This is a genomic window from Acidisoma sp. PAMC 29798, assembly GCF_030252425.1.
GTDB lineage: Bacteria > Pseudomonadota > Alphaproteobacteria > Acetobacterales > Acetobacteraceae > Acidisoma > Acidisoma cladoniae.
The window spans coordinates 1,332,837-1,356,880 of the sequence record NZ_CP126994.1 but is presented as its reverse complement, the minus strand read 5'-3'; the positions used below and the strand labels follow the sequence as shown (position 1 = coordinate 1,356,880).

At 63.0% G+C, this 24,044-nt stretch carries 21 protein-coding genes; 11 read left to right on the top strand and 10 right to left on the bottom strand.

Annotated features, from left to right (window positions below; genetic code table 11):
- The first annotated feature begins 41 nt into the window (after positions 1-41).
- The 9 genes from QP803_RS06500 (at position 42) to QP803_RS06460 (ending at position 11,669) form a co-directional block, all read left to right on the top strand.
- Complete coding sequence (locus QP803_RS06500) at positions 42-1,211, top strand: M20 family metallopeptidase (RefSeq protein WP_284946973.1); 1,170 nt, start codon at positions 42-44, stop codon at positions 1,209-1,211.
- On the top strand, positions 1,208-2,803 hold the full coding sequence (locus tag QP803_RS06495) for a GMC family oxidoreductase (RefSeq protein ID WP_284946972.1): 1,596 nt from the start codon (positions 1,208-1,210) through the stop codon (positions 2,801-2,803). Before QP803_RS06500 ends, QP803_RS06495 begins: the two co-directional genes overlap by 4 nt.
- A 133-nt stretch (positions 2,804-2,936) precedes the next feature.
- Complete coding sequence (locus QP803_RS06490; RefSeq protein ID WP_284946971.1) at positions 2,937-4,280, top strand: ABC transporter substrate-binding protein; 1,344 nt, start codon at positions 2,937-2,939, stop codon at positions 4,278-4,280.
- 6 nt (positions 4,281-4,286) lie between these two features.
- Positions 4,287-5,216: a carbohydrate ABC transporter permease gene (locus QP803_RS06485; protein WP_284946970.1), complete on the top strand. Its 930-nt coding sequence runs from the start codon at positions 4,287-4,289 to the stop codon at positions 5,214-5,216.
- Positions 5,213-6,073 (top strand): carbohydrate ABC transporter permease, encoded by an 861-nt coding sequence (locus QP803_RS06480; RefSeq protein ID WP_284946969.1) that lies wholly within the window; start codon positions 5,213-5,215, stop codon positions 6,071-6,073. The genes QP803_RS06485 and QP803_RS06480 overlap by 4 nt, the downstream gene beginning before the upstream one ends.
- 30 nt (positions 6,074-6,103) lie before the next feature.
- Complete coding sequence (locus QP803_RS06475) at positions 6,104-7,159, top strand: ABC transporter ATP-binding protein (RefSeq protein ID WP_284946968.1); 1,056 nt, start codon at positions 6,104-6,106, stop codon at positions 7,157-7,159.
- The gene (locus QP803_RS06470) at positions 7,156-7,482 is read left to right on the top strand and encodes a N,N-dimethylformamidase alpha subunit family protein (RefSeq protein ID WP_284946967.1); all 327 of its coding nucleotides are present in this window, start codon (positions 7,156-7,158) and stop codon (positions 7,480-7,482) included. Before QP803_RS06475 ends, QP803_RS06470 begins: the two co-directional genes overlap by 4 nt.
- Complete coding sequence (locus tag QP803_RS06465) at positions 7,482-9,680, top strand: N,N-dimethylformamidase beta subunit family domain-containing protein (protein WP_284946966.1); 2,199 nt, start codon at positions 7,482-7,484, stop codon at positions 9,678-9,680. Before QP803_RS06470 ends, QP803_RS06465 begins: the two co-directional genes overlap by 1 nt.
- 36 nt (positions 9,681-9,716) lie before the next feature.
- Complete coding sequence (locus QP803_RS06460) at positions 9,717-11,669, top strand: primary-amine oxidase (protein WP_284946965.1); 1,953 nt, start codon at positions 9,717-9,719, stop codon at positions 11,667-11,669.
- On the opposite strand, the gene QP803_RS06455 is transcribed toward QP803_RS06460, so the two are convergent.
- From QP803_RS06455 to QP803_RS06410, 10 genes are all read right to left on the bottom strand, one after another.
- Positions 11,670-12,395 carry a sugar isomerase domain-containing protein gene (locus QP803_RS06455; protein WP_284946964.1) on the bottom strand — a complete coding sequence of 242 codons (726 nt, stop codon included), beginning with the start codon at positions 12,393-12,395 and terminating at the stop codon, positions 11,670-11,672.
- Positions 12,392-13,915: an FGGY-family carbohydrate kinase gene (locus QP803_RS06450; protein ID WP_284946963.1), complete on the bottom strand. Its 1,524-nt coding sequence runs from the start codon at positions 13,913-13,915 to the stop codon at positions 12,392-12,394. The genes QP803_RS06455 and QP803_RS06450 overlap by 4 nt, the downstream gene beginning before the upstream one ends.
- Entirely contained in the window at positions 13,900-14,655 is a 756-nt protein-coding gene (locus QP803_RS06445) for an SDR family NAD(P)-dependent oxidoreductase (protein ID WP_284946962.1), read from the bottom strand. Before QP803_RS06445 ends, QP803_RS06450 begins: the two co-directional genes overlap by 16 nt.
- A 12-nt stretch (positions 14,656-14,667) precedes the next feature.
- The gene (locus tag QP803_RS06440; protein WP_284946961.1) at positions 14,668-15,414 is read right to left on the bottom strand and encodes an MBL fold metallo-hydrolase; all 747 of its coding nucleotides are present in this window, start codon (positions 15,412-15,414) and stop codon (positions 14,668-14,670) included.
- 71 nt (positions 15,415-15,485) lie between these two features.
- Positions 15,486-16,526, bottom strand: coding sequence for an ABC transporter ATP-binding protein (locus QP803_RS06435; RefSeq protein ID WP_284946960.1), 1,041 nt, complete (start codon positions 16,524-16,526; stop codon positions 15,486-15,488).
- Between the two features lie 8 nt (positions 16,527-16,534).
- Complete coding sequence (locus QP803_RS06430; protein WP_284946959.1) at positions 16,535-18,085, bottom strand: ABC transporter permease; 1,551 nt, start codon at positions 18,083-18,085, stop codon at positions 16,535-16,537.
- 22 nt (positions 18,086-18,107) lie between these two features.
- A complete protein-coding gene (locus QP803_RS06425; protein WP_284946958.1) occupies positions 18,108-19,139 on the bottom strand; it encodes an extracellular solute-binding protein in 1,032 nt (343 codons plus the stop codon).
- Positions 19,140-19,240: 101 nt separating this feature from the next.
- Positions 19,241-19,717 carry a c-type cytochrome gene (locus tag QP803_RS06420; protein WP_284946957.1) on the bottom strand — a complete coding sequence of 159 codons (477 nt, stop codon included), beginning with the start codon at positions 19,715-19,717 and terminating at the stop codon, positions 19,241-19,243.
- Positions 19,718-19,755: 38 nt separating this feature from the next.
- Complete coding sequence (locus tag QP803_RS06415) at positions 19,756-20,349, bottom strand: GNAT family N-acetyltransferase (protein WP_284946956.1); 594 nt, start codon at positions 20,347-20,349, stop codon at positions 19,756-19,758.
- Between the two features lie 31 nt (positions 20,350-20,380).
- On the bottom strand, positions 20,381-21,484 hold the full coding sequence (locus QP803_RS06410; protein WP_284946955.1) for an ABC transporter substrate-binding protein: 1,104 nt from the start codon (positions 21,482-21,484) through the stop codon (positions 20,381-20,383).
- A gap of 404 nt (positions 21,485-21,888) precedes the next feature.
- Between QP803_RS06410 and QP803_RS06405 the strand changes: the two genes are divergently transcribed.
- Both QP803_RS06405 and QP803_RS06400 read left to right on the top strand, forming a co-directional pair.
- Positions 21,889-23,016 carry an ABC transporter substrate-binding protein gene (locus tag QP803_RS06405; RefSeq protein WP_284946954.1) on the top strand — a complete coding sequence of 376 codons (1,128 nt, stop codon included), beginning with the start codon at positions 21,889-21,891 and terminating at the stop codon, positions 23,014-23,016.
- Between the two features lie 145 nt (positions 23,017-23,161).
- Entirely contained in the window at positions 23,162-24,040 is an 879-nt protein-coding gene (locus QP803_RS06400; RefSeq protein WP_284946953.1) for an ABC transporter permease, read from the top strand.
- Positions 24,041-24,044: the final 4 nt, after the last annotated feature.

Here is a 24,044-nt window from a genome sequence, read left to right as displayed (position 1 = left end):
AGCTTCGCCCGTGAGACATGTCGGGCGTGATGACCGATGACATGACAACGCTGGATGAGGTGACGGGCCTGCTGTCGGACCTAGTATCCATCCCCAGTGTCAATCCTGCGTTTCGCACGGATGTTGATCCGTCAAGCATCTTCGGTGAACAGGCGAAGGCGGAGTATGTCCTCTCCTGGCTGACCGACGCCGGCATTCCCGCGCAGTTGCAGCCGGTTCTGCCCGATCGCCCGAATGTGGTGGCCACCGTGCAAGGCCGTGACGGCCGCAAGACATTGATGCTGGAATGCCATCTCGACACCGTGCAAGTGACCGGCATGGACGCGCCCTTCACCCCAAGGCTGCGGGATGGCCGGCTGCATGGGCGCGGCGCCGTTGATGACGGTGGCTGCGTCGTCGCCATGATGCTCGCGATGCGGGCCTTGCAGCACAACCCACCCGCCAGCACTGTCGTGCTTCTCGCCGCCATGGACGAGGAGTTTCAGTATCGCGGTGTCGCGCATTACCTGGACCATGGCGGACAGGCGGATGGCGGTATCGCCGGCGAACCGACGGGGTTGCGCATCGTATCCGCCTGCAAAGGCTGTGTGCGATGGCGGATCGAAGTCATCGGTCGCGCCGCGCATAGTTCCGAACCTTGGCGCGGCATCGACGCCATTGCCATCGCGGCGGATTTGCTCGCGCATCTTCGCACCATGCTGACGCCACGCCTGGCCGCGCGCCATCATCCGCTGGTCGGTTCGCCCACCCTGATCTGTTCCATGATCGAAGGCGGCCAAGGCCCGAACACCGTCGCCGGAAGTTGCGTCCTCACCTTCGACCGCCGCACCATTCCCGGTGAATCCAGTATCGATGCCTGGCGAGACGTAGAAGCGGAAACCGCCCGCTTCGCGGAGACGATCATAAACGGCGCGCGCATCATCACGCATCCGCCCTTCATCGACAGCGTTTCGATGGCGGCGGACGAACGTGCTGAGATCGTTCAAGTCGCTCTCGCCCAATGCCGCGCCGACGGCTTGCCAGCCGTGGTTGAAGGCGTGGGCTTTGGATCCGACGCCTCCAAGATGGACAGCGCGGGCATCCCCACCATCGTCTTCGGCCCCGGCAGCATTGAGCAAGCGCATACCACCGACGAATATGTGGCCGTGGCCGAGGTCGTTCAGGCCGCGCGAATGATCGAACACATCGCCCGACGGTTCGGTGCCACATGAAGGATGGAAGCCGGTTTGACCTGATCATCGTCGGTGCCGGTGCGGCCGGTGCAGTTCTTGCGGCGCGACTGACGGAAGACGGTCGCCGTCGCGTTCTTCTGCTCGATGCCGGCCCCGACTATCGGAGTGCCGATCAGCCGCCGGAGATGATGAGTCCCAATCCCTTCAATCTTCTTCTCCCTGCAGAGTTTCAGGAGCGATTCCTCTTCCACGACCTGATCGCACGGCGGACGCACCGGCAGGCGCCGCGCATGTATTGGCGCGGCAAAGGCATGGGCGGCAGCACTGCCGTGAATGGGCAACTCGCCATCCGTGGCGTGCTCGATGCGTTCGACGAATGGGCGGCTTATGGCGCGTCCGGTTGGTCAGGCGCCGAGGTGCTGCCGTTCTTCACTGCATTCGAAGATGACCTGACACTCGGCAATCAGCCGTCTCATGGCAGCGGCGGCCCGATGCCCGTCCATCGCCCACCGCTAAGCGAATGGGGTCCGGTCGATCTTGCTTTGCGTGACGCCGCCATGGCAGCCGGCCACCCGTGGCATGACGACGTGAACGCGCCCGATGCGGAGGGCGTCTGCACCTTCGCGATGAACAGCCGGGATGGGCGGCGCGTTTCCACCAATGACGCTTATATCGAACCCGCGCGCGATCGCCCCAATCTCACGATCATTGGGGAGGCTCTGGTCGATCACGTGCTGTTCGAGGGTGCGCGCGCAGTCGGGTTGCATGTTCTACTGCCGGGCGGCGCAACGGATTTCCATGCGGATGAGATCATCTTATCCGCTGGTGCCATTCATTCCCCGGCCATCCTACAACGCTCCGGCATCGGCCCCGCACAATGGCTGACGGAGGCCGGCATTCCGCTTCGCGCCGCGCTTCCCGTGGGTTTGGGCTTCTTCGATCATCCCTTCGTGCGCCTCGAACTAAAACTGAAACCGGAGTTTCGCGCGACCGATATCGATGCGCGACATACCACATGCTGCGTGAAATTCAGCTCCGACTTTCCGGGTTCTGCCTTCAACGACATGTTTATGGTGTCGGTGAACCACGGCGGTATCGGCGTGTCACAGGATATGGCGCAGTTCGGTGAGGCCGGCTTGCATCTCATGCTGTATGAATGTCGCAGTCGGGGCACGATCCGCATCACCTCCTCCGATCCGCGACGGCATCCCGAGATCGACGAGAATATGCTCAGCGATGCCTTCGATCTTGCCCGCATGCGGGCTGGGGCGCGTCAGCTTGCGCAACTCGCGCAACACCCGTCCGTGCAGGCGATTTGTCAGGACATTCAGATGGGCAATAGCGGACGACCACTAGTCGAACTTCTCGCGGGCTCCGACGCCGATGTCGATGAATGGCTCCTGACGGATTGCAATGATAGCCAGCACGGCGCGGGCGGCTGCTGCATCGGCCCCTTGGGCACGACCTATGGCGTCGTCGATCCCGCATGTCGCGTGCATGGCTTTACAGGATTGCGTGTCATCGACGCCTCGATCATGCCACGTGATTGCAAAGCCAACACGAACTTCACAACCTTGATGATCGCCGAGAAGATGGCGGCGGCAATCTTGGCGGAAGACCAAGCCGCTTGAAGACGTCAGATTCACGCTTTGATCTGCCAATTTTCTGGCACGCTCTTTGCTTACTAATTAACCAACTCCGGCACAGTTTCCGGACCGTAGTTGACGATGTCGCCACCCACTTTATAACATTTGAGGGCTGACAATGAAGCGACGTGAATTTGGAACTCTGGCGGCCGCCGTGGGCCTCGCCGCCACACGCTTCGGACGTGCCTCTGCCGCGACCGATCCCTTAGAAGCGACCAGCGGAAAGACCGTTTATTTTCGAGGCTGGCAGTTCGCGACGGATGTCGTGCAGTCGAACGTCAAGCGCTACAACGACGCCGAACATGGCAAGGTCAATTACGCCACCATTACCGGCGATTATCCGTCGATCATGGAACAGAGTCTGATTGCCAAAGCCGATCTCGATGTGCTGTACGCCAACCCCTCCTCCGCCGTGCGATATTCGGAAGGCGGCTGGGTTCTGCCGGCGGAAACACTGCCCGCCATTGCCGACATCAAGGCGGATATGCTGCCGACCTTGGCGGAAGCCTGGACCTATAAGGGCAATCTGCTCGGCCTGTCCTATTTCGTGAGCACACGCGGTTGTATCCACACCAATCTTCTCGCTTATGAGAAAGCGGGCTTTAGCGACAAGGACTTCCCGAAGGACTGGGACGCGCTGTACGATCAGGTCTATGCCTTGCATGCCAAGGGTGTCGCCACGCCGATTCTGCCGCATTGGTTCAGCGAATATTTCGGCCTGTCCTGGGGCTTCGTGATGGAAGTGCTCGATCGCGGCAACAAGATTGCCGATCCGGAGACGCATAAGCCGGTCATGACGACGGATGCCAATGGCGCCGCCTACAAGACCCTGGCGCAATGGAAGAAGCTGTGGAACTCCAAACTCGTTCCGCAGGAAGTGCTGACCTATAACGAGGCTGCCTATATCGATGCCTATGCCTCGGGCCGTTATGTGTTCAGCCCGCAGCAGATCTATGACCTGCAGACCTTCAACAAGCCCGGCCGGTCGCAAATCGCGGGCCATTCGACCATTTTGCCGGTCGTCGATCAGCCCTGGGGTCTGATCGATTCCGCCATGTATCTGATGACATCGCGGACCCGCCCTGAGGCCGTCACCGCCGACGTCAAGAAGTTCACTTCCTGGTATGGCTATAAGGACAATACCGGGCAGATTGCCGTGGGTGAGCGCTGGATGCAGGATAACATGCTGTTCTCGGCCTATAAGTCCATCATGGACTCGCCAGTGACCGAGGCGCGCATTAAACAGGCCTGCGCACGCCCTGCCGATTATGAAGTCGTGCTCGATGTCTATAAGGCGACGCCGTTTCCGACCGGCATCTGGCGCGTGGTCTGGTCTGAGGAATTCAACTCCTACCTCCGCGATGTGCTGTCGAAGTTCCTCCTGAACGACGGCGACATCGTAAAGACCATCACTGCGATGAACGATCAGATTTCCAGCCTGAACGACAAATACGGTCTCTGATCCAGCATGACGCCGCCTGCCAGCAACGCGACCGGCCCGAAGCCGCCCCGCATGCGGCGGCGCGAATTGACCGATGGTCAGTTCGCGCTGCTGATCGGGCTGCCGGTCATCGTGCTGCTGGCGGCGATCGTCGCCTATCCCCTCATCTACTCCGCTTGGATGAGCGTGCAACGCGTCATCTTCTTCGGCGGCTACCGCACGAAATTCGTCGGGGCGAAGAACTTCGAAAAGGTCTTCAACGATCCGGACTTCTGGTTCTCCGCCTGGGTGACGATCCGCTTCACGGTGGAAAGCGTCGTCCTGACGATGCTGCTCGGCCTCGCAATCGGTCTGCTGCTCAATCGGCAGACAAAACTTGGCAGCCTGCTCCGAACGCTCGTGTTTCTGCCTTGGTGCGTGTCTCTCTATGGGGCCGGCTTGATGTTCGCCTATATGGCGCGCGGCCAGACCGGCATCGCCACCGCCATCCTCGCCCATTTCGGCTATACCAATGTCCCCGATTTCATGACGACACGCTCCATCATCGAGGTTTTGGCCCTGGCCAATGCCTGGACGATGGCGCCCCTCGTCGGGTTCTTTATCCTCGCCAATATCAAGACCATCCCCAAGCGCCTCTATGACCTCGCATCGATCGACCAGCTTTCCGCCTTTTCGACATTCTGGAACGTCACCCTGCCACCGCTGCGCTTTACGCTGTTCGTCTTCACCTCGATCACCACCGTGCTGTCGATGAAGCTGTTCGATCTGATCTTCGTGCTGTCCGGCGGCGGCCCCGGCAATACCTCCGCGACACTGACTTATGAGCTGTATAAAGTTAGCTTCAAGAACCTCGACCTCGGCTATGGCGCGGCCATGTCCTTCTGTCTGCTGTTCATGATCATCACCGCGACCCTTACGCTCTATCTGGTCTGGGGCCGGCGGGAGACGCGGATATGAAGCGGCGCGGCATTGGATTCGGCATTGCCATGGCAATTCTGCTTCTGTGGTCGCTGGTGCCGATCTACTGGTTTGTCCGCATGGCCTTCCTGACCCATGCCGAGATTGCCCGTTTCCCGCCTGCTCTCATACCGACCCATATCAACGTCGCCGCCTTCTTTAATATCTTCGGCTTCGACTATCGCATGACCGATGGCACGATCTCGACGGCGTCAGGTCAATCCGGGCAGATCATCACTGGCTTGGAGAATAGCCTGATCGTCGCCGTCGTTGTGACGCTCATCACCCTCGTCATCGTCGTGCCGCTGGCCTATGTCTTTGCGCGGCTGGACTTCAAGTTCAAGAACCTGCTGCTGAACGCCGTGTTGCTGGCGGTGGCGATTCCGCCCGTCTCGACGCTGATCCCCTTCTATTCCATGTATGTGCGCCTTGGCTTGGTCGGCACCCTGCCCGGCCTGGTCATCGTTGACCTGACGACCACCGTGCCCTTCGTCGCCTGGATGCTGATTGGCTATTTCCGCAACCTGCCGCCGATCGAGCGTCTGGCGCGCGTCGATGGTTTCAGCCGCATCCACACGCTGCTGTTTCTCGTTCTGCCTTTGGCTAAAAGCGGCGTGGCCGTCGCCGCCGTCATCGCCTTCCTGTTCTCCTGGAACGAATTCACCTTCGCCCTCATTCTGGTCAATGGCACGCCGGCGACCACTTTGCCCGCCGCCATCTCGGGGTTCCTGGGGCAGGATCCGAACCCGGCCAGCCTCGCCGCCTGCCTCATCCTCACGATCCTGCCGCCGGCGCTGGTCGCTTATTTCCTGCAGCGGCATGTCGCTGAAATGAACCTCGCGGATCCGGTACGCTGATGGTCACCGCATCCATGGAGCGATAATCGTATGGCCAAGATCGAGTTGCGGCAGGTCCGCAAGGCCTATGACAGTTACGTCGCCGTGGAAGGCTTGGATCTCGACGTCATTGATGGCGAATTTCTCGTCATGCTCGGCCCATCCGGTTGCGGCAAGACGACGACGCTGAACATGGTGGCGGGTCTGGACTATCCCAGCCAGGGACAAATCATCTTCGACGGGCGGGACGTGACGGCCGAGCCGCCGCATGGCCGCAACGTCGCCATGGTTTTCCAATCGTCCCTGCTCTATCCGCATCTCACGGTGCGCAAGAACATCGAGGCCAGCCTGCGTCACAGCAAGCTGACCAAGACCGAGCGTGACAGGCGCATCGCTGAAGCCGCCCGCATGCTGGAACTGGAGCCGATGCTGGACAAGCTGCCAAGCCAGATGTCGGGCGGCCAGCGCCAGCGTGCCGCGACCGCCAAGGCCATCGTGCGTGAGCCCGCCGTGTTCCTGCTCGATGAGCCGCTTTCGGCCCTCGATGCCGCGTTGCGTCTGTCGTTGCGATCGGAACTGGTCAATCTGCAAAAGCGGCTCGGCACAACGACCATTTTCGTGACCCATGATCAGGTCGAGGCGATGACGATGGGTGACCGCATCGCCGTCATGTCACGCGGCCGGTTGGAGCAAATTGGCACGCCTGACGAGATCTACAACAAACCGGCGAGCCTGTTCGTGGCGACCTTCCTCGGTTCGCCCCCCATGAACGTCATGGCAGGACAGGTCACGGACGGCGTCTTCCGCGCCGGCCCCTTTGTCTTGCCGACGAATGCGCCAGTCTCCGGCGCGATGACCCTCGGCGTGCGGCCGCAGCATGTGCGCGTCACGGCCGTGGATGCGCCGGGTGCCGTCCCTGCCACGGTCTATGCGCTGGAGCATCTCGGCCGGGAATCGGTCGTGATTGCCGATGACGCCTCGGGCAACCGGTTGCGCGCCCTGGTGGAACCCGGCTTTCATGCCAAGATCGGGGACAGGCTCGGCATCGCGCCGGACCCCGCCTTCTGCCTTTTCTTCGGCGCGGACGGGAGGCGCCTCGATCCATGAGATATCGCATCGATCCAGAGACTGACCGCCCGTTCATCGACGAGTTCCGCAAGAACCCTGTCGGCAACCACAGCCCCGGCCTCATGCGTGTGCTCAACGCCATGCGGTACCAACCCGACGGTCCGCAGATCGTGCTGTTCTGCCGCAAGCCTTTCGCCGAATGGCAGATCGCGCATATGCCCGCCGATCGGCGCGACCCGCTGATCTTCGAAGACAGCCCCATCTTCACCGATCGCAACGAGGCCGAATGGGAAGTGTTTCGGCGTCGCTGGGAAGCCGCGACCGGCGAAAGGCTCAACCTGCCTTTGAAAGAGTCTGAGTGATGCTGAAACTTGTGGGCTACCCGGATCGCTATAGCGTGGCGCCGGGCGAGCCGATCGCTTTCCAGATCTCCCTGGAAGAAGGCGACCGCTTCGACGCCCGCGTGGTGCGCGTCGTCAATGGCGATTTCAATCCTGACGGTCCGGGGCTTGATCTGCCGCATTATCCAAGCGCCGTGGACGGGACCTATGCAGGCACGCCGAAGCGCGCCGATGCCGGCTCCTATCTCACTGTGTCGGATTTCCCAAGCCTTGCCGAACACGCTGCCTTCACCTTCCGCGCCACCATCTGGCCGACGCTGCTCAAACGCGCGGGCCAAACTTTGTTCGCGCAATGGGAGGCCGCAACCCGGAGCGGCGTCATGCTGCTGGTCGATGACACGGGGCTCACGCTCGTGCTGGGTGACGGCGCGGGCAAGATCGCGCGGGAGACGCTGCCGCTGCCCTTGCTGGAGCGTAAATGGTATGACGTGACAGTCGCGGTCGATCGCGCACAGGGGCGGTTTCGCCTGGGTGTTGAGGCGCTGCGGAAGGATTTTGGCGTGGCGGACAGTGGCTGCCGCGAAGGCGCCCTGCCGCTGCCCCTCGGCGCGGCCACGGGGCTGATGCTCGCGGGTGCCCCGGAACCGGGCGGGACCGTTGGCGCCCATTTCAACGGCAAGATCGAAGCGCCGACCTTCATGGACGGCGATCGGATCATCGCCGCCTGGAACTTCTCGGAGGGCATCCGCTCGGTTCAGGTGACGGACACTGGGCCGTCCCACCGGCACGGTCGCCTCGTCAACTTGCCTGCGCGCGGAATGAAAGGCGCGCACTGGACCGGCGAGTATCATAGCTGGCAGGCCGCGCCCGCCCAATATGGCGCCGTGCATTTCCATGAGGATGATCTGTATGACGCCGGCTGGGCCGCCGATGTGGTTTGGTCGGTGCCGGAGGATACGAAAAGCGGCGCCTATGCCCTGCATCTGACCTGTGGGGAGACCGATGCTGAGGCCATGCGGGAAGTCTATATCCCCTTCTTCATCCGGCCACCGCGCGCGGCCTCGGCGCGCACGAACTGCCCGAAGGTCGCCTTCCTGGCGCCCACCTGCTCCTACATCGCCTATGCCAATCACGGCGAGCACATCACGGTGCGCGGCGTTGAGCGCATCATGGGCCGGCTGCTGCATTTCGGGCATCAGGACGTCTATCTCTACGATCATCCGGAGCTCTGCCACTCGCTCTACGACAAGCATGCGGATGGATCCGGCGTCTGCTATTCCAGCCGCCTGCGCCCGAACATCAACTGCGCGCCACGCTACCATTCCTGGCTCGGTGGCGACGGGTCCAGCCTCTATCAATACAATGCCGATACGCATCTCTTTGGCTGGCTGGCGCATCATGACATCGACTACGACATCATCACCGATGAGGATCTGCATCGGGATGGGTATGAACTGCTCAAAGACTATCGCGTCATTCTGACAGGATCGCACCCCGAATATCACTCCACCCCGATGTGGGATGCGATGAAGACCTGGTTGGATCGCGGTGGGCGGCTGATGTATATGGGCGGCAATGGCTGGTATTGGCGCATTGCCTTCCATGACGAATTGCCGGGCGTCATCGAAGTGCGGCGTGCCGAAGATGGCATCCGCTCCTGGGAAGCCGAACCCGGCGAATATTATCACTCCTTCACAGGCGAATATGGCGGCTTGTGGCGACGCTGCGGCCGACCGCCGAACATGATGGCCGGCATCGGCTTCGTGGCGCAGGGCTTCGATGTCTCGTCCTATTACCGTCGCGCGCCGGATGCCGATAACCCCCGTGCCGCCTTCATCTTCGAAGGCGTGGAGGAGGAGATCATCGGCGATTTCGGTCTGATCGGCGGCGGTGCGGCCGGCATCGAACTCGATTGCATCAATCCGCTGCTCGGCTCGCCGCCGAATATCCTGCGCCTCGCGTCTTCGGAAGATCACAGTCCCTTGATGCTGCTCGTCAATGAGGAGTTCACGGCGACACTGCCGAACCTCGGCGGCGATCAGAACGAGCGTGTGCGCGCGGACCTGACCTTCGCCGAAACGCCGGCGGGTGGCGCCATCTTCTCCACCGGCTCCATCGCCTGGATCGGCGCGCTGCCGTGTCAGGGCTACGAGAACAATATCTCCCGCATTACCCTGAATACCTTGCGCCGCTTTATGGATGCGCGACCTTTCGTGTAAAGGTAAGATGAGGCAAGAACGCAGGAGCACCGACGCATGGACATGAAAGTCTGCCACCCGACCACAGGTGTATCCTCGCCGCACCCGCTCGACCCGCTATCGGGGACCGAACTCAACCATGCGGCGCAGCTCATTCGCGACCATTACGGCTGGGGCGCGGACCTGCGGGTGGAGACGATCGATCTCGACGAGCCGGCGAAGGAGGTGGTGCGCGGCTACGTGGGTGGAGCGCCGATGCAGCGCGTCGCGCGCTTCAACATCTACCGACGTGGCGTCATGGGCGTGGTCTCCGGCAAGTTCGATCTCGGCACCGGCGCCCTACTGTGGGAGGTGTTTCGTGAAGACGCCCGCGCCATGGTGGCGATCGAAGAAGTTCTGGAAATCGAAAAGACCGTCAAGGCCGACCCGCGCTTTCAGGCTGGGCTGCAGCGTCGTGGCTTGCTGGACAAGCTGGACCTCATGGCCGTCGATCCTTGGACGGTCGGCGATTTCGGCCATGCGATCGAGCAGGGGCGCCGCGTGCTCAACTGCTTCATCTGGATGCGCATGTTTCCGCTCGACAATTACTACGCCCATCCGGTTGAAGGTCTGCATGCACTGATCGACGTCAGCACGCTGGAAGTGCTGGAAGTGACGGATCATTTCGAGGAAAGCGGCGACTACATTCCCGTGCCGACCGCACCGCGCAACTACGCCGCCGCCTTACTGACCGAGTTTCGCGCCCCTTCCGCACCGCTTGACGTCGTGCAGCCCGAAGGCCCGGGTTTCGTCGTCGATGGCAATAAAGTGACATGGGAGAACTGGGACTTTCGCGTCGGCTTCAATGGCCGCGAGGGCCTGGTGCTCTATACCATCGGCTATACCCATGGCGGCGTTCGCCGCCCGATCGTGTATCGCGCCTCCATCGCAGAAATGGTGGTGCCCTATGGCACGCCCGAACGCAGCCACTATCGCAAGAACGTCTTCGACAGCGGCGAACTCGGTTTTGGCCGGATGGCGAACCCCCTGACGCTGGGTTGCGATTGCCTCGGCGCCATTCACTATTTCGACGCGGAAGTGCCGACCGTCTTCGGCACCTCCCGCACGATCGAGAATGCCGTTTGCCTGCATGAAGAAGATGCCGGACTGTCGTGGAAGCATTTCGACGTGCGCACGGAACGGACCGAGGTGCGGCGCGCGCGCAAACTCGTCATTTCCTCGATTTCAACGATCGGCAATTACGAATACGCCTCCTACTGGTATCTGCACCAGGATGGCCGCATCGAATACGAAATGAAAGCGACGGGCATCATCAATACCGCGGCCTGCCACCCTGGCCATCCCGGAAAATTCGGCACGGAAGTGGCGCCCGGCATCGTCGGTCATATCCATCAGCATATCTTCTGCGCGCGCCTCGACATGGAAGTGGACGGGCCGAACAATAGCGTGACGGAATGCGATACCCGCGCCCTGCCCCTTGGGCCTGAAAATCCCTATGGCAATGCCTTCCTGATGGAGGAGCGGACGCTGACCTCCGAAGCAGACGCGATGCGCGATGCGGATTTCGGCAAAAGCCGCTACTGGCGCATTATCAATCCCGATGCCAAGAACTGGGTCGGCGGCCCGACCGGCTTCAAGCTGGAAGCAGGGTCATCCGTACAGCCCTATACGCATCCCGACAGCGTCTCCGGCAGGCGGGGGCGCTTCATTCAGCATCAGCTCTGGGTCACGGCTTTCGATCCTGACGAGCGTTTTCCGGCGGGCGAATTCGTCAATCAGTCGCAAGGCGAGGAAGGCCTGCCGACCTGGGTGAAGGCTGATCGGCCGCTAGAGAATACCGACATTGTTGTCTGGCACAGCTTCGGTTTGCACCACATGCCGCGACCGGAAGATCATCCCGTGCAGCCTTGTGTGGTCTGCGGTTTCAAGCTGATGCCCTCCGGCTTCTTCGACCAGAACCCGGTGATCGATCTGCCACCGGCGACCAATGCGAAAAGCTGCTGCGTCTAGTCAAAGATGCGGGTTGCGCGATGCGTATCGCGCAACCAAGGCCGCGTTGCGATCCTTCGCACCCGGCATATTCGCGCTGACGTAAACTGGTGCCTCGGCCCCAAGCCGAGACACCGCTTCCGCCAGCAGCGCGTTCAAGATCGCCGCACCGATGATGGTGGAGAGCGGGCCCACGGGCGGCACATCGGGCGCCGCCTGAAAACCCGCGTCGCCCGGCACCGTGTCATTGTCGATGGTGATGTCGGCCAAAGCGCCGATCCTGTCTCGCCCCGCCGCCGCCTGGCGCGCATAGGCCTCCGATGTCACCGCAATCACGCAGGCGCCGGCCGCCTGCCCGTGCCGCACAGCCTCCACCGGGACTGCGTTTACACCGCTGTTGGAAAACACCAACAGCACGTCTCCCGTTCCGATCGGATAGCGCGCGAGGATGCCGGCGGCCAAACCGGTTTCCCGCTCGCGGCGCGTACTCTCCACCGCACCCTCATGTAGCATCAGCGCCGTGTCGAGGATCGGCACGACGCAGGCGAGACCGCCGGCGCGGTAATGCCCCTCCTCCGCCAGCATATGCGAATGGCCGGTGCCGAACAGGTAGATGAGGCGGTCCTGCCGGATCGCCGCCGTGATCGCTGTGGCGGCAGCCTCGAAAGCCTCAGTCTGAGACGCGAAAAGTCCTGACAGGGCGGCGGCGGCTTGATCGAGGAAGGCACGCGCGGCAGATGCGGTCAAGACGTGATCTCCTCGTCTGGCGGTGTCACCGCAGCAAGTGCCGCAGCATAGAGGCGATAGCGCGCGAAGGCGGCGTCATAAACGCCGGACTGCGGCGTATGGCGGTGCAGGATTTCGCAACAGTCGATGGAGGCCGCGCGTATATCGGCAAACCAGCCGATCGCCGTGCCGGCCAGCAAGGCCGCGCCCTTGGCGCCGAATTCCTGTCCCTCCGGCACTTCGACCGCGCAACCCAACACATCGGCGATGAGCTGTCGCCAGAAGGGACTGCGGGCGCCGCCGCCGACGAGGCGAACCGCACCGACCTCATGGCCGATGGTCGCGAAGCAATCGCGGATTGCGAAGGCCACGCCCTCATAGACGGCGCGCACCAAATCCGACCGCCGATGGCGGGGCATCAGCCCGGCGAAGCCGCCGCGTGCCGCCGGTGCGACGATGGGCGCGATGATGCCGACGTCGCTCAAATAGGGCACATAGACGGCCCCCTGCGCCCCCGGCGGTGACTCCGCCGCCAGGACCCCGAGTGCGGCATAGGGGTCGGGTTGCGCCGCCAGATCTGGGCAGAGCGTGGTGAGCAGCCAATCGATATTCGTCGTGCCCGCGATATTGACCATGGTGCGTAGCCAGAGATCGCCCGGCAATGTGAACAGCAGCCCAAGATCGGGCGGCGTGAACACCGGCACGGGCATCGCGATGCCATTGAGGCAAGTCGTCCCGAGGATTGAACACGCAATACCAGGAGCCAAGGCCCCAGCGCCGATGACGCTGCAAGCGACATCGCCCGCGCCAATAGCGACGGGCGTGCCGGCCCGCAATCCCGTCGCGCGAGACGCCGCCTCCGTCACGATACCGGCGAGGCTTTCGGATGGCGACGGTGGTGGCAGAAGTTGGGCGATATCCTCCAGTCCAAACAGCGCGATCATCTCTGGCGAGCGGCCCCGCGCGACGGCACTGCCCGGCGCCACGGCCGCTTCGGTGATGTCTGTCCCGACCACACCGGTCAGGCGAAATCGGATATAGTCCTTCGCGCCGAAGACCGCATGCGCCTTTGCAAGCACAGCCGGCTCGTGATGCTTAAGCCAACGCAGCAGCGGCAGCGTGCAGCCTTGCTGCATCACAGAGCCCGAAACGGCGAAGATGCGCGACATGAACGCAGCGTCTTCGGCGATCATCGCCGCGATCATCTTTTGGGTTCGGCCGTCATTCCAGAAAATGCCGGGCCGCAGCGCCACGCCGGCATCGTCGATGATCCAGGCGCCGACCATGGCGCCGGAGATCCCGACCGCCGCCACATCCGCCGGTGCCACGCCGGCGGACTGCAGAACGCTGCGGATGACGCCGCATGTCGCGTCCCAAAGCTGGTCAGGATCGGCTTCGGACCAGGCCGGAAATGGCGTCAGCGTTGTGGTGCGGGATGAGGCCGTCGCCCTCTCACGCCCGTGCCGATCGAACACCGCCGCCTTGACGATGGAGGTGCCGATATCCAGGCCGAGAAGCACGTCGCTTAAAGCGCGGACCATCCGCCATCGACGGGAATGATGGCGCCGTTGATATAGGACGCGTCACTCGACGCCAGGAACACCGCGACGCGCGCGATCTCGTCACTATCGCCAATCCGCTTCATCGGTGTCGACTCACCCAGCCTCTGGCGTGCCTCTGGATCCTCGATCAGATTGCCCACCATCGGCGTCGCGATGGTACCCGGGCAAATGCAATTGACGCGCACGCCCTTCGCGCCCCAGTCCACCGCCAAGACGCGTGTGAGGGCCACGACGCCACCCTTGGCCGCCGTATAGGCATCCGCGCCAGGCACGCCGGCAATGGCCATGATCGAGGCATTGTTGATGATGGCACCACCGCCCCCGGCGACCATGCGCGGAATGGCATGTTTGCAGCCCATGGCTTGGCCTTTGAGATTGATGGCGATGATCGAATCCCAGGCATCCTCCGGCGTATCGACAATGCTCGCCATGCGGAATTGACCCGTCGCGCTATGCCCCACGCCGGCATTGTTGAACAGCACATCCAAACGACCGAAGCGGGTGCAGGCGAAATCGATCATCGCCGCAACCTCACTTTCTTTTGCGACATCGACCGCGAAAGGCGCGCCGCCGATGTCGCGGGCGACCCGCGCCGCGCCGTCTGCGTTCCAATCCGCGACGACAACCTGCGCGCCTTCAGCGGCGAACAAGCGGCATGTGGCCTCTCCCTGGCCGGATGCACCGCCTGTCACCACCACGACGCGGCCCTGAAATCTCATCGCGCTATCCCTCTATCCAAACAATGACGGAGGCACCTGGCCACTCTCCGCATAGTGACGGCCGCGCGCGACATGGCGCATGCCATCCTGCACGGAAAATGTCCCGTGGCCCGGCAGAAAGCTATGGAACTCCAAAGCGGCAAGACGGCGGATGCTGTCCAGCAGTGCGGGCACGCTGCAATCCGGGATGTCCTGCAAAACAACTTTATCATTTTCGAAGATCGCGTCACCCGCGATCAGGCAGAGCGTGCCATCACTATCGACAAGATAGGAACAATGATCGCTACTATGGCCGGGTGTCTCCACCATTCGGATCGTCGCGCTTCCGATGCGCAGACTGTCCCCGTCATGCAGCACATCATCGACGGTCGCGCCGCGCCAAAGGTAATCGGCAGGGTAGATGCCAAAGCGACGGGCGCTATCCAGGCTGATGGCGCTTTCGTCATGCGATGCCATGCGTTTCGCGGCCAAGCTTCCCGCATGCAGCGTCACACCTGGAAGCCGATCCTGGAGCGCCGCGACGCCGCCTGAATGATCCGCATGTGCATGCGTCAGAAAGATGTGGCGCAGTCGGGTGGGGTCCGCGCCGCCCGCCGAGATTTCCGCCAGAACTGCGTCAATATCGACACCGGCACCCGTATCAAACAGCAAAAGGCCATCTTCGCTGTCAATCAGCCAGGCATTGCAATCGAGTGGATGTGTCAATGAAAGTCCGGCGGCGCCACTGGCGGCGAGGTGCAGATGTCGCGTCACGCGCATGCCGGGATCTCATCCGCTATGTCGCTTCATCCTATGGAGCTTAGAGCATGAGCACAACACGCGGGCCTCCGTCACGAGCCGTCGCGACGATAGACAATCACCGGGCCTTCGAGGTGTAACGAGACGGCCTGGCCGACTTCAGGAATCACGTGGCCGGGCACCAACGCGACGACGCGTCCGTCACATCCATCGACATCGAGAACAACCGTGCAATCTCGGCCATAATAGGTCACGGCCGTCACCTTGGCCGGGTGGCCGTGCCCGTACGCGCTGATGCGGATTTGCTCGGGGCGGATCAGCACCTGCACGGGACCGCAGACGGATGGCTGGGCCAGGGGAAGCATGCCGAACAGACACTGGGCATGGGTCCCGTCCGAATCGCCCGGTAGCATCACCGCCTCCCCCATGAAGCGCGCCAAGGTCGCATCGACCGGGCGGCCATAGAGCGTCTTGGGGTCCGCCATTTGGATCAGCGTGCCGTCGCGAAGCACAGCGACCGCATGCGCCATCGACAGCGCCTCGGATTGATCATGGGTGACCAACAGCGCCGTGGCACCGGATGCCGTCAGCGCGCGCGCCACCGCTTGCCGCGTCTCGACCCGCAGCGCCGCATCCAAAGCGGAGAATGGCTCGTCCAGTAAAACCAGGGCGGGGGACGGCGCCAGCGCCCGGGCCAGCGCCACGCGCTGCTGCTCACCGCCCGAGAGTTGATGTGGCAAGCGGTCGGCATAGGTCTGCGGCAAGCTGACCAAGGCCAGCAACTCAGCCACACGATGCCGCAACCGGCGCTGGCGCCGCGCCAAACCGAAGGTGATGTTGTCGGCAACAGTGAGATGCGGGAACAGCGCGCCTTCCTGCGCCACATATCCGACGTGCCGCTGCTCCGGCCGCATATGCAAACCGGGGCCGCTGACGGCGGTACCACCGATGGTGATGCTGCCTGAGTCAGTCCGGTCGAATCCGCAGATGAGACGCAGCAGCGTCGTCTTGCCGCTGCCTGATGCGCCGAGCACAGCGACGAGCTGCCGTGGCTCCACCGACAGCGTCAGTCCCCGCAGGACCAGCGTTGTGCCGAATGCCTTGCTCAGCCCTTCGATACGCAGTTCCGCCATTCATGCCCCTACGGCGTTCGCGATAGCCCGAAGCGCCGCGCTAGAACCCAGGCGGAGATGAGGGATAGCACGGTCATCAAGGCGGCATAGGGGGCGGCCGCGGCAAAGGCCAGCGTGGTGGTGTTCGCCCAGACCTGAACGGCAAGAGTGCGGGTTCCGATCGGCGCCATCAACAGCGTGGCGGTGAGTTCGGTCACCACCGAGACGAAGACCATGGCGGCGGCAGCGCCAAGTCCGGGGCCCGCAAGCGGCAGCAGCACCCGCCAAACGGTCGCGAACCAGCCAAGGCCTGCGGCGCGGCTGGCGTCTTCCAATCCCCGCTGCACTTGGCCGAAGGCCGCGCGCACGCTCACCAGGGCCAAAGGCAGGAACAGAACCGCGTAGACGATCATCAGCAGAAACGCGCTCTGATACAATGGCCGGAGCAGGGTGATGGTGAGCGACACCATCGATAGCGCGACGACGATTCCGGGCACGCCCTGCGCGAGATAGGCCGTACGCTCCAACAGCGCGATGAGCCGACCGTCATAGCGGGTCGCGAGAAACCCGAGGGGCAGCGCCAGCAGCATCGTCACGGCGGTGCCCCCCAGGGCAAGGCGCAAGGACGCCCAGGTGGCCCTCGCCAAAGCGGGCAGGCTCGCGCCCGCGACCGAGGTCGCGGCCGAGGTATGTTGCGTCAGCCAATACAGGATCATGCCAAGCGGCACCCCGAGCGTGACCAGCGCCAAGGCGGCGAAGCCTGCGAAGACCGGAAGGTGCCACACCCCTAGGGCGATGCGGGGTGCTGGGCGCGCCGCGCCCCGGGCGACGCGGCCGTAGCGCGCATCGCCCCGCGCCCAGGCTTCCCCCGCCAGGCAGAGCAGGCATAACAGAATGAGCACCATGCCGAACAACGCCGCTTCGGAGCTATCGAAGCTGGTCCGATAGATGGCGAATATTTCCGTGGTGAAGGTGCGGAATCGCAGCAAAGCAAAAGCGCCGAATTCCGTGAGCGTGTTCAGGGCCACCAGAAGGATACCGCCCAGCAAGGCGGGCCGCAGATGCGGCAGCACGACGCGCAGGAATACGCGCCAGGGACCAAGACCCAAGGCCCGCGCCGTCTCCTCCAAGGTCGGGTCCATCGCCCGCAGGGCGGCCGCCACCGGCAAATAAATCAGGGGGAAGTAAGAACAGCTCACGACCAGCAGGGCACCACCGAAATCCTGGAGCCTTGGGCTCAGCGATACCCAGGCAAAGCTCGTGATAAAGGAGGGCACAGCGAGCGGGACCACGGCCAGGACCGCCCAAAGCCGGCGGCCCAGAAGATCGGTTCGCTCCACGCACCAAGCGACGGCTGTCGCGACGACGCAGGTGACGAGCGCCGTGGCGGCGATGAGGGCGACGGTATTGAGCAGTAATTGCGCGACCAGCGGGCGAAACAGCAGCAGACGTGCATCGGAAAAGCCGACGCCGAGTGCGAGGCCGCCTGTCCAGACGATGGGAACCAGAACGAGCAGACCCGCGAGGAGACCGGCCGCCAGGAGGGCGGCCGGGGGACGACGCGTTGGTGTCCAGCGCACGCGAAGACGACCGGAAGTGACCTTAGATGAGCCCTGCCTCACGGAGGAGTTGTGCGGCCGGGCGGTCGTCACCCAGCTTTTCGAGGGAGATCGCCGGAGGCTGGAGTTCGGCACGGGGCTTCATCATCGGATTGACCGGCACGCCCTCGGCCAGCGGATACTCGAAATCGACGTCCGAGGACGCGAGCATGGTCTGGGTCGGCTTTGAGACCAGGAAGGCGAGGAATTTCTGCGCAGCGTCCTTGTTTTTGGAAGACGCCAAGATGGCAGCGCCCGAGATATTCACCAGCGCGCCGGCGTCGCCATTGGTGAAGTGATGGATTTGCGCATGGGACTTTGCCACGCCCTGTTCGGTGACGAGCCGCGCCCAGTAATAGCTGTTGATAATGCCGGTCGCGACGGCGCCCCGATCGACCGCTGCGACGACGGCTTCGTCATCATCGAAGACCTGCGCATTGGCCTTCAGCCCCTGGAGCCATGCGAGCGTCGCGTCATGCCCCTTGAGGGCCAGGACGGCGCTGACCAGCGGCAGAAAGTCGCTGTCGCTCGGGGCGATGGCGATCTTGTTCTTCCACGCGGGCTTGGCGAGATCGAGCAGCGACACCGGTAAGGCGCTGTCCTGGATCAAGGCCGGATTGAATGTCAGCACATTCTCCCGCGCCAGGACCCCGACCCAGTTGCCACTTGGGGCGCTATCTGTGGGCGGCACAGCCGAAAGCGTGGACGGATTGACGGAGGTGAGCAGCTTCTTTTCATCGAGAAGCATCAGTTCCGGCGAATTTTCCGTCATGAAGACGTCTGCCGAAGAGGACGAACCTTCCTGGACGAGCTGGTTCGCAATGTCCGGCCCTTCACCTGCATGCGATTGGACCTGGATACCCGTCTGCTTCGTGAAGGCGGTGGTGAGCATGTCGATCACCTGCTCGTGCTGTGCCGAGTACAGGGTCAGCACCGGCGCATCGGCGGCGTGTACGGGTGTCGCGGAGGATAGGGCAAGGACGACGGCAGGCGCGCCAACGGCGAGCCAGTAGCGGGCCAGACTGGTTTTCAACACGGGAGAGGTCCTTTATCCAAGTCAGTCATCGCGAATGCATATCGTTCGCAACAACTATCCTCTCTCACAGGGATCGTCAAATATCGCCGCCCGTTGGAGACCTAGCGCACCTGGGAAATCAGCGGCACGTCCAACGTCTGAGCGGAGGTGAAGCTGAGCGGATGCGCGCCGGCAGGATAGCCGTTCCGCTGCAGGACATAGGCCATGACGTCGGTATATTCTTCATGCGTAAGGCTGGCCGGGTTCCCGGCCGGCATTTCGGCGGCAATCACATTGAACATGATAGAGACCGTGGTGTGGTCAGCGACGGATCCGAAACTGGGTCCGATCACCGCAGGACCGACCTCGCCGCGCAGATCTTCGCCATGGCAGATGGCGCAGTGCTGCTCGAACACGATCCGCCCCTGTGCCGCTTCAACATCTGTAAAAAGGGCGGGAAGCGGTGTGCCGGATGTCGCGGCGACGGCGCGTACGGAAAAACTAAGCAGCGCGATGACGATGCCCGCGCAGGCACCGGTGTGACACGTCTTCTGGCTCGGGCGTCGCCATGTGTCATGCTGGGTCACACTCTGTGCCATCCCTACCTCCACGCCCTTGGCTTTTTGCGGCGAGTGTCTCATTTTTCTGATGAGACTCCAGCGATACCGGGCGGCTCGGAAGGTTTTGTCAATCGATAGAGCACATGCCGACATAGCGGGTGCGGCGCTGGCAGCAGCGGGTGATCGAACTCCCCGCTCCATCGCATGCCCAAGCGTTCCATGACGGCGCGGGAGGCGCGATTGCCCACGGCCGTCTGGGATACGATTTCGCGGAGCCCAAGCGTTTCAAAGCCGAATGGAATGGCGGCGCGGGCGGCCTCGGTCGCGTAACCACGGCCCCAGAAGCGGCGGGTCATGCGCCAGGCAATCTCGACCGCCGGGGTGAAGGTCGCGTCGAAGTGCACCCGTTGCAAGCCAAGCGCGCCGACGAACTCACCGGTCTCTGCCAATTCAACGACCCATTTGCCAAAGCCGTCTTCCGCCCATCGCGCGCGCGTCAGCCGAATATAGGTGTCGCTCTCGTCGCGCGTCATTGGGCCGCCGAGGAAACGCATTGTTTCCTCATCGGCGTTCTGCGCGGCGAAAGGCGCGGCGTCACGCGTCTCCCAAAAGCGAAGGCGCAGGCGCGCCGTGCGAAGCTCAGGCCAATCACCGGGCAGCATGTCGTTCATAGACATGTCTTGCCCGGCGAGGGTGCTGCGATCAACCGACCTTCACTTCACGCGTCCAGAGATCGGACAGCGTCTTTTTGGCGGCATTGGTCTGATCCAGGCTCGCGAACTGCACCGCCTTATAGGCATCCGGTGCCGGCAGCTTTGCCAGCATTCCGGGGGGAATGGCCCCGGCCGCCAGCATGGCGTTGAAGCGGATCGGATGGGCATATTGGGCCAGAAAGCCCAACTGGCCTTCATTGCTATAGAGGAATTCCTGCCACAGCCGCGCAGCCTTGGGGTGGGGCGCGAAGGCGCTGATGGCTTGGGCGTAGAAGGCGCCGAACGGCGCCGCGCCTTCCGGCACCACAACCTCGATCGGCGCCATTTTCGCGGCATTGTCGCGCGACGTGAGGTTGAGATAATCCCAGCGCAGCACGATCGGCGTCTGCCCGCTGACGAGAGAGGGCTCAGTCACCGCAATCGGGTTCAGATTGCCGGCGTGGGCGAGGCGCGCAAAGAACTCCACCCCCGGCGCGATGGTCTTGACGCTACCGCCGGAGGCGAGGTTCGCGGCCATGACGGCGGCAAAGGCGTCCCCCGAGCCGAGCGGGCTGCCGTCCATAGCCACCATGCCGCGATACTCGGGCTTCAGCAGGTCGTTCCAGGTGCGTGGCACGGTGGTCACGACCTTGCGGTTCACCGCGAAGGAGATGATGCCGAAATAGTCGCCGACCCAATGGCCGCTGGCATCGCGGGCCTCCGTCGGGATCTCGGCCCAGGTCGACACCTTGTAGGGCGCGAGGAGCTTCTGCTGGGTGCCCAGCGCGGCGAAAGCCGGCGAGAGGTCCATGCAGTCCGGCGCGCGATCGGCATGGCGCAGGCTCCGCACAGCCTGCAACTCCTCGGCCGAGCTGCCTTCAGAGTTTGAGTCGTCAATGGCGATGCCATAGCGCGCCGAGAAGGTCTTCATCAGAGGCTCGAACGCCCAATTGTGAGACAGGGCGACGAGGTTCAGCGCGCCTTCATGCTTCGCCTCTGCCACCAGGGCGGACGACGGCATCGTCTCAGCCGCCTGGACCATCCGTGCAAAGCCTGAGCCGCCGGCCGCCAGAGTGAGGCTTGCGCCGAGCAGGCCGCGCCGTGAAATCGTCATAAGGTCTGTCCGTCCATCATAAACTAGGGCGCGGCCTTATGATCTGCGGTCGATGACAGGGGCATGATGCTTTTGCGACGCGCGCATGTTGTCTCGTTGCCGGGATAATCCCAAAAACGCAGATATCTCGCATGCAGCTTTGGGAACAAAATAAGAACCCACGAGAGCCCATCCATGATTTTGGACTGGTGACGAGCGTTGCAAATCCTGCTTATCTGCGGCACCCGCACTGGGTAGCGGCGTCATGAATGTCGGCTGACGGTTGATGATGAACTGTCACGAAACTGACGTTGTCCGTCGTCTCACGCGCCTGTATCGCCTGCAGAACGTGCTCGCGACCTTTGTTGCGCTGAATTTGCATTGTCGTTCCGTTCCTTCCCCGCCCTCGCTCCAGGAGCTCCCCGATGCCGACCAATCCCCGTCTTCTCGGACGCCGTGACTATACGAAGCTCGGTCTGGCCGTCGCCGCCGGCGCTGCCCTGGCGACCATGCCGGGCATCCGCCCTGCCCGCGCTGCCAGCGACATGGACGCGCTGATCGCCGCCGCCAAGAAAGAAGGCAAGCTCAACGTCATTACCCTGCCGCGCGACTGGGCCAATTACGGCGCGCTGATGGATGGCTTCACGGCGAAATACGGCATCGCCATCGACGATGCGAACCCCGATGGGTCCTCCGCGCAGGAGCTTCAGGCCGTCCGCAGCCTCAAAGGCCAGGACCGCGCCCCGGACGCCCTCGACATCGGGCCGTCCTTCGCCTCGATCGGCGTCAAGCAGAACCTGTTCACGCCCTACAAGGTCGCCACCTGGGCGACGATCCCGGACGGCATGAAGGAGGCCGACGGCCTTTGGGTTGCCGATTACTTCGGCGTCGTCTCCATCGCGACCAACACCACGGTCGTCAAGAACGCGCCCCGCACCTGGGCCGATCTGAAGAAGCCGGAATACAAGGGCATGGTTGCGCTCAACGGCAGCCCGCTCGGCGCCGGCGCCGCTTTCGCGGCAGTCTTCGCGGCCTCCCTCGGCAATGGCGGCAGCTATGACGACATCGAGCCGGGCGTCGCCTATTTCGGCGAGCTGGCAAAGGTCGGCAACATGAACCCGGCCGCAGCCACCGGCCCGGCGCTGCTCGTGAGCGGCCAGGCCCCGATCGTCATCAACTGGGATTACCTGTCGCTCGGCTACCGCGACATGGCCAAGGGCAAGGCCGACATCACCGTCGTCGTGCCGGAAGGCTCGACCCCGTATGGCAGCTTCTACTGCCAGGCGATCCCGGCCGATGCCGCCCACCCGAACGCCGCCAAGCTTTGGCAGGAATACCTGTATTCGGACGAGGGCCAGCTTCTGTTCCTCGCCGGCTACGCCCACCCTGCGCGCTACGCCGACCTCGCCAGCCGCAACCTGATCTCGGCCGATCTGGCGTCCAAGCTGCCGCCCGCCGCGCCCTACGCCAACGTCAAGTTCGCGACGCAGGAACAGGTCGCCAAGGCGCAGAAGTCCTTGGCCGAGCTTTGGCCGAAGATGGTCAAGATCTGAGCTGAGCTTTAGCCGCAACCTGTAGCTGTTGAGGTTTCCCGTGAGCCAATCTGGCGAGACTTTGAAACCTCAACCGTCTTCGATCGGGGGGGTGGGCGCAATCCCACCCCTGCCGCCGGGGGCGCCCGTCATATCCCCCAAGGCAATGCCACCAACCGCCGGCAGTGGTGGCTTGGGTGCAATCCTCGGCCGGGTCATTCCCTGGTTCTTCGTGGGTCTGTTCCTGCTGTTTGTCGCGGCCTTCCTCGTCGCGCCCACCATCGTGCTGATGGTGCAGGCCGTCACCGGCGATCACGGCTTCACGCTGTCTTATCTCGCGAGCCTCGGCGACTATCAGTATCGCGTCGCCTTCCAGAATTCGATCATCCTGGCGAGCGCTTCGGCCTTGGTCGGTCTGATCTTCGGCGCCCTGATCGCCCATGCGATCCTGCAACCTGGCGCGCCCGGTTGGCTGCGCTCCATCGTCACCAGCTTCTCGGCCGTCTCCTCGAACTTCGCCGGTGTGCCTTTGGCCTTCGCTTTCATCAGCACCCTCGGCGCGCTCGGATTTGTCACCGTCCTGCTCAAGCATGTTGGCATCAACATCTATGCGATGGGCTTCTCGCTCTATTCGCTGTCCGGCCTGACACTGACCTTCTCCTATTTCCAAATTCCCTTGATGCTCATCGTCATTACGCCGGCGATCGAAGGCCTGCGCGTTCAGTGGCGCGAAGCATCGGACGGGCTTGGCGCCACCAGCGCCCAGTATTGGCGCCTGATCGGCCTGCCTATTCTGCTGCCCTCGCTGCTCGCCGCCTTCCTGCTGTTGTTCGGCAGTGCCTTCTCGGCCTATGCGACGCCCTATGCTCTGACAAACGGGAATATCCAGTTGCTGACGATCGATATCAGCAACGTCCTATCAGGCAATGTGATGTCCGACCCGCAGATCGGCGCCGCGCTCTCGGCCGGCATGATCCTCGTGATGGCCCTGGTTCTGGTGGTCTACAGCCTGCTGTCAGCGCGCACAGCAAAGTGGAAGCGCTAGAAAT

Bases quoted from the DNA above. Each gene is read 5' to 3' on its own strand.
- QP803_RS06500 (WP_284946973.1), top strand. From the start codon at position 42: ATGACAACGCTGGATGAGGTGACGGGCCTGCTGTCGGACCTAGTATCC.
- QP803_RS06495 (WP_284946972.1), top strand. From the start codon at position 1,208: ATGAAGGATGGAAGCCGGTTTGACCTGATCATCGTCGGTGCCGGTGCG.
- QP803_RS06490 (WP_284946971.1), top strand. From the start codon at position 2,937: ATGAAGCGACGTGAATTTGGAACTCTGGCGGCCGCCGTGGGCCTCGCC.
- QP803_RS06485 (WP_284946970.1), top strand. From the start codon at position 4,287: ATGACGCCGCCTGCCAGCAACGCGACCGGCCCGAAGCCGCCCCGCATG.
- QP803_RS06480 (WP_284946969.1), top strand. From the start codon at position 5,213: ATGAAGCGGCGCGGCATTGGATTCGGCATTGCCATGGCAATTCTGCTT.
- QP803_RS06475 (WP_284946968.1), top strand. From the start codon at position 6,104: ATGGCCAAGATCGAGTTGCGGCAGGTCCGCAAGGCCTATGACAGTTAC.
- QP803_RS06470 (WP_284946967.1), top strand. From the start codon at position 7,156: ATGAGATATCGCATCGATCCAGAGACTGACCGCCCGTTCATCGACGAG.
- QP803_RS06465 (WP_284946966.1), top strand. From the start codon at position 7,482: ATGCTGAAACTTGTGGGCTACCCGGATCGCTATAGCGTGGCGCCGGGC.
- QP803_RS06460 (WP_284946965.1), top strand. From the start codon at position 9,717: ATGGACATGAAAGTCTGCCACCCGACCACAGGTGTATCCTCGCCGCAC.
- QP803_RS06450 (WP_284946963.1), bottom strand. From the start codon at position 13,915: ATGGTCCGCGCTTTAAGCGACGTGCTTCTCGGCCTGGATATCGGCACC.
- QP803_RS06445 (WP_284946962.1), bottom strand. From the start codon at position 14,655: ATGAGATTTCAGGGCCGCGTCGTGGTGGTGACAGGCGGTGCATCCGGC.
- QP803_RS06440 (WP_284946961.1), bottom strand. From the start codon at position 15,414: ATGCGCGTGACGCGACATCTGCACCTCGCCGCCAGTGGCGCCGCCGGA.
- QP803_RS06435 (WP_284946960.1), bottom strand. From the start codon at position 16,526: ATGGCGGAACTGCGTATCGAAGGGCTGAGCAAGGCATTCGGCACAACG.
- QP803_RS06420 (WP_284946957.1), bottom strand. From the start codon at position 19,717: ATGGCACAGAGTGTGACCCAGCATGACACATGGCGACGCCCGAGCCAG.
- QP803_RS06415 (WP_284946956.1), bottom strand. From the start codon at position 20,349: ATGAACGACATGCTGCCCGGTGATTGGCCTGAGCTTCGCACGGCGCGC.
- QP803_RS06410 (WP_284946955.1), bottom strand. From the start codon at position 21,484: ATGACGATTTCACGGCGCGGCCTGCTCGGCGCAAGCCTCACTCTGGCG.
- QP803_RS06405 (WP_284946954.1), top strand. From the start codon at position 21,889: ATGCCGACCAATCCCCGTCTTCTCGGACGCCGTGACTATACGAAGCTC.
- QP803_RS06400 (WP_284946953.1), top strand. From the start codon at position 23,162: ATGCCACCAACCGCCGGCAGTGGTGGCTTGGGTGCAATCCTCGGCCGG.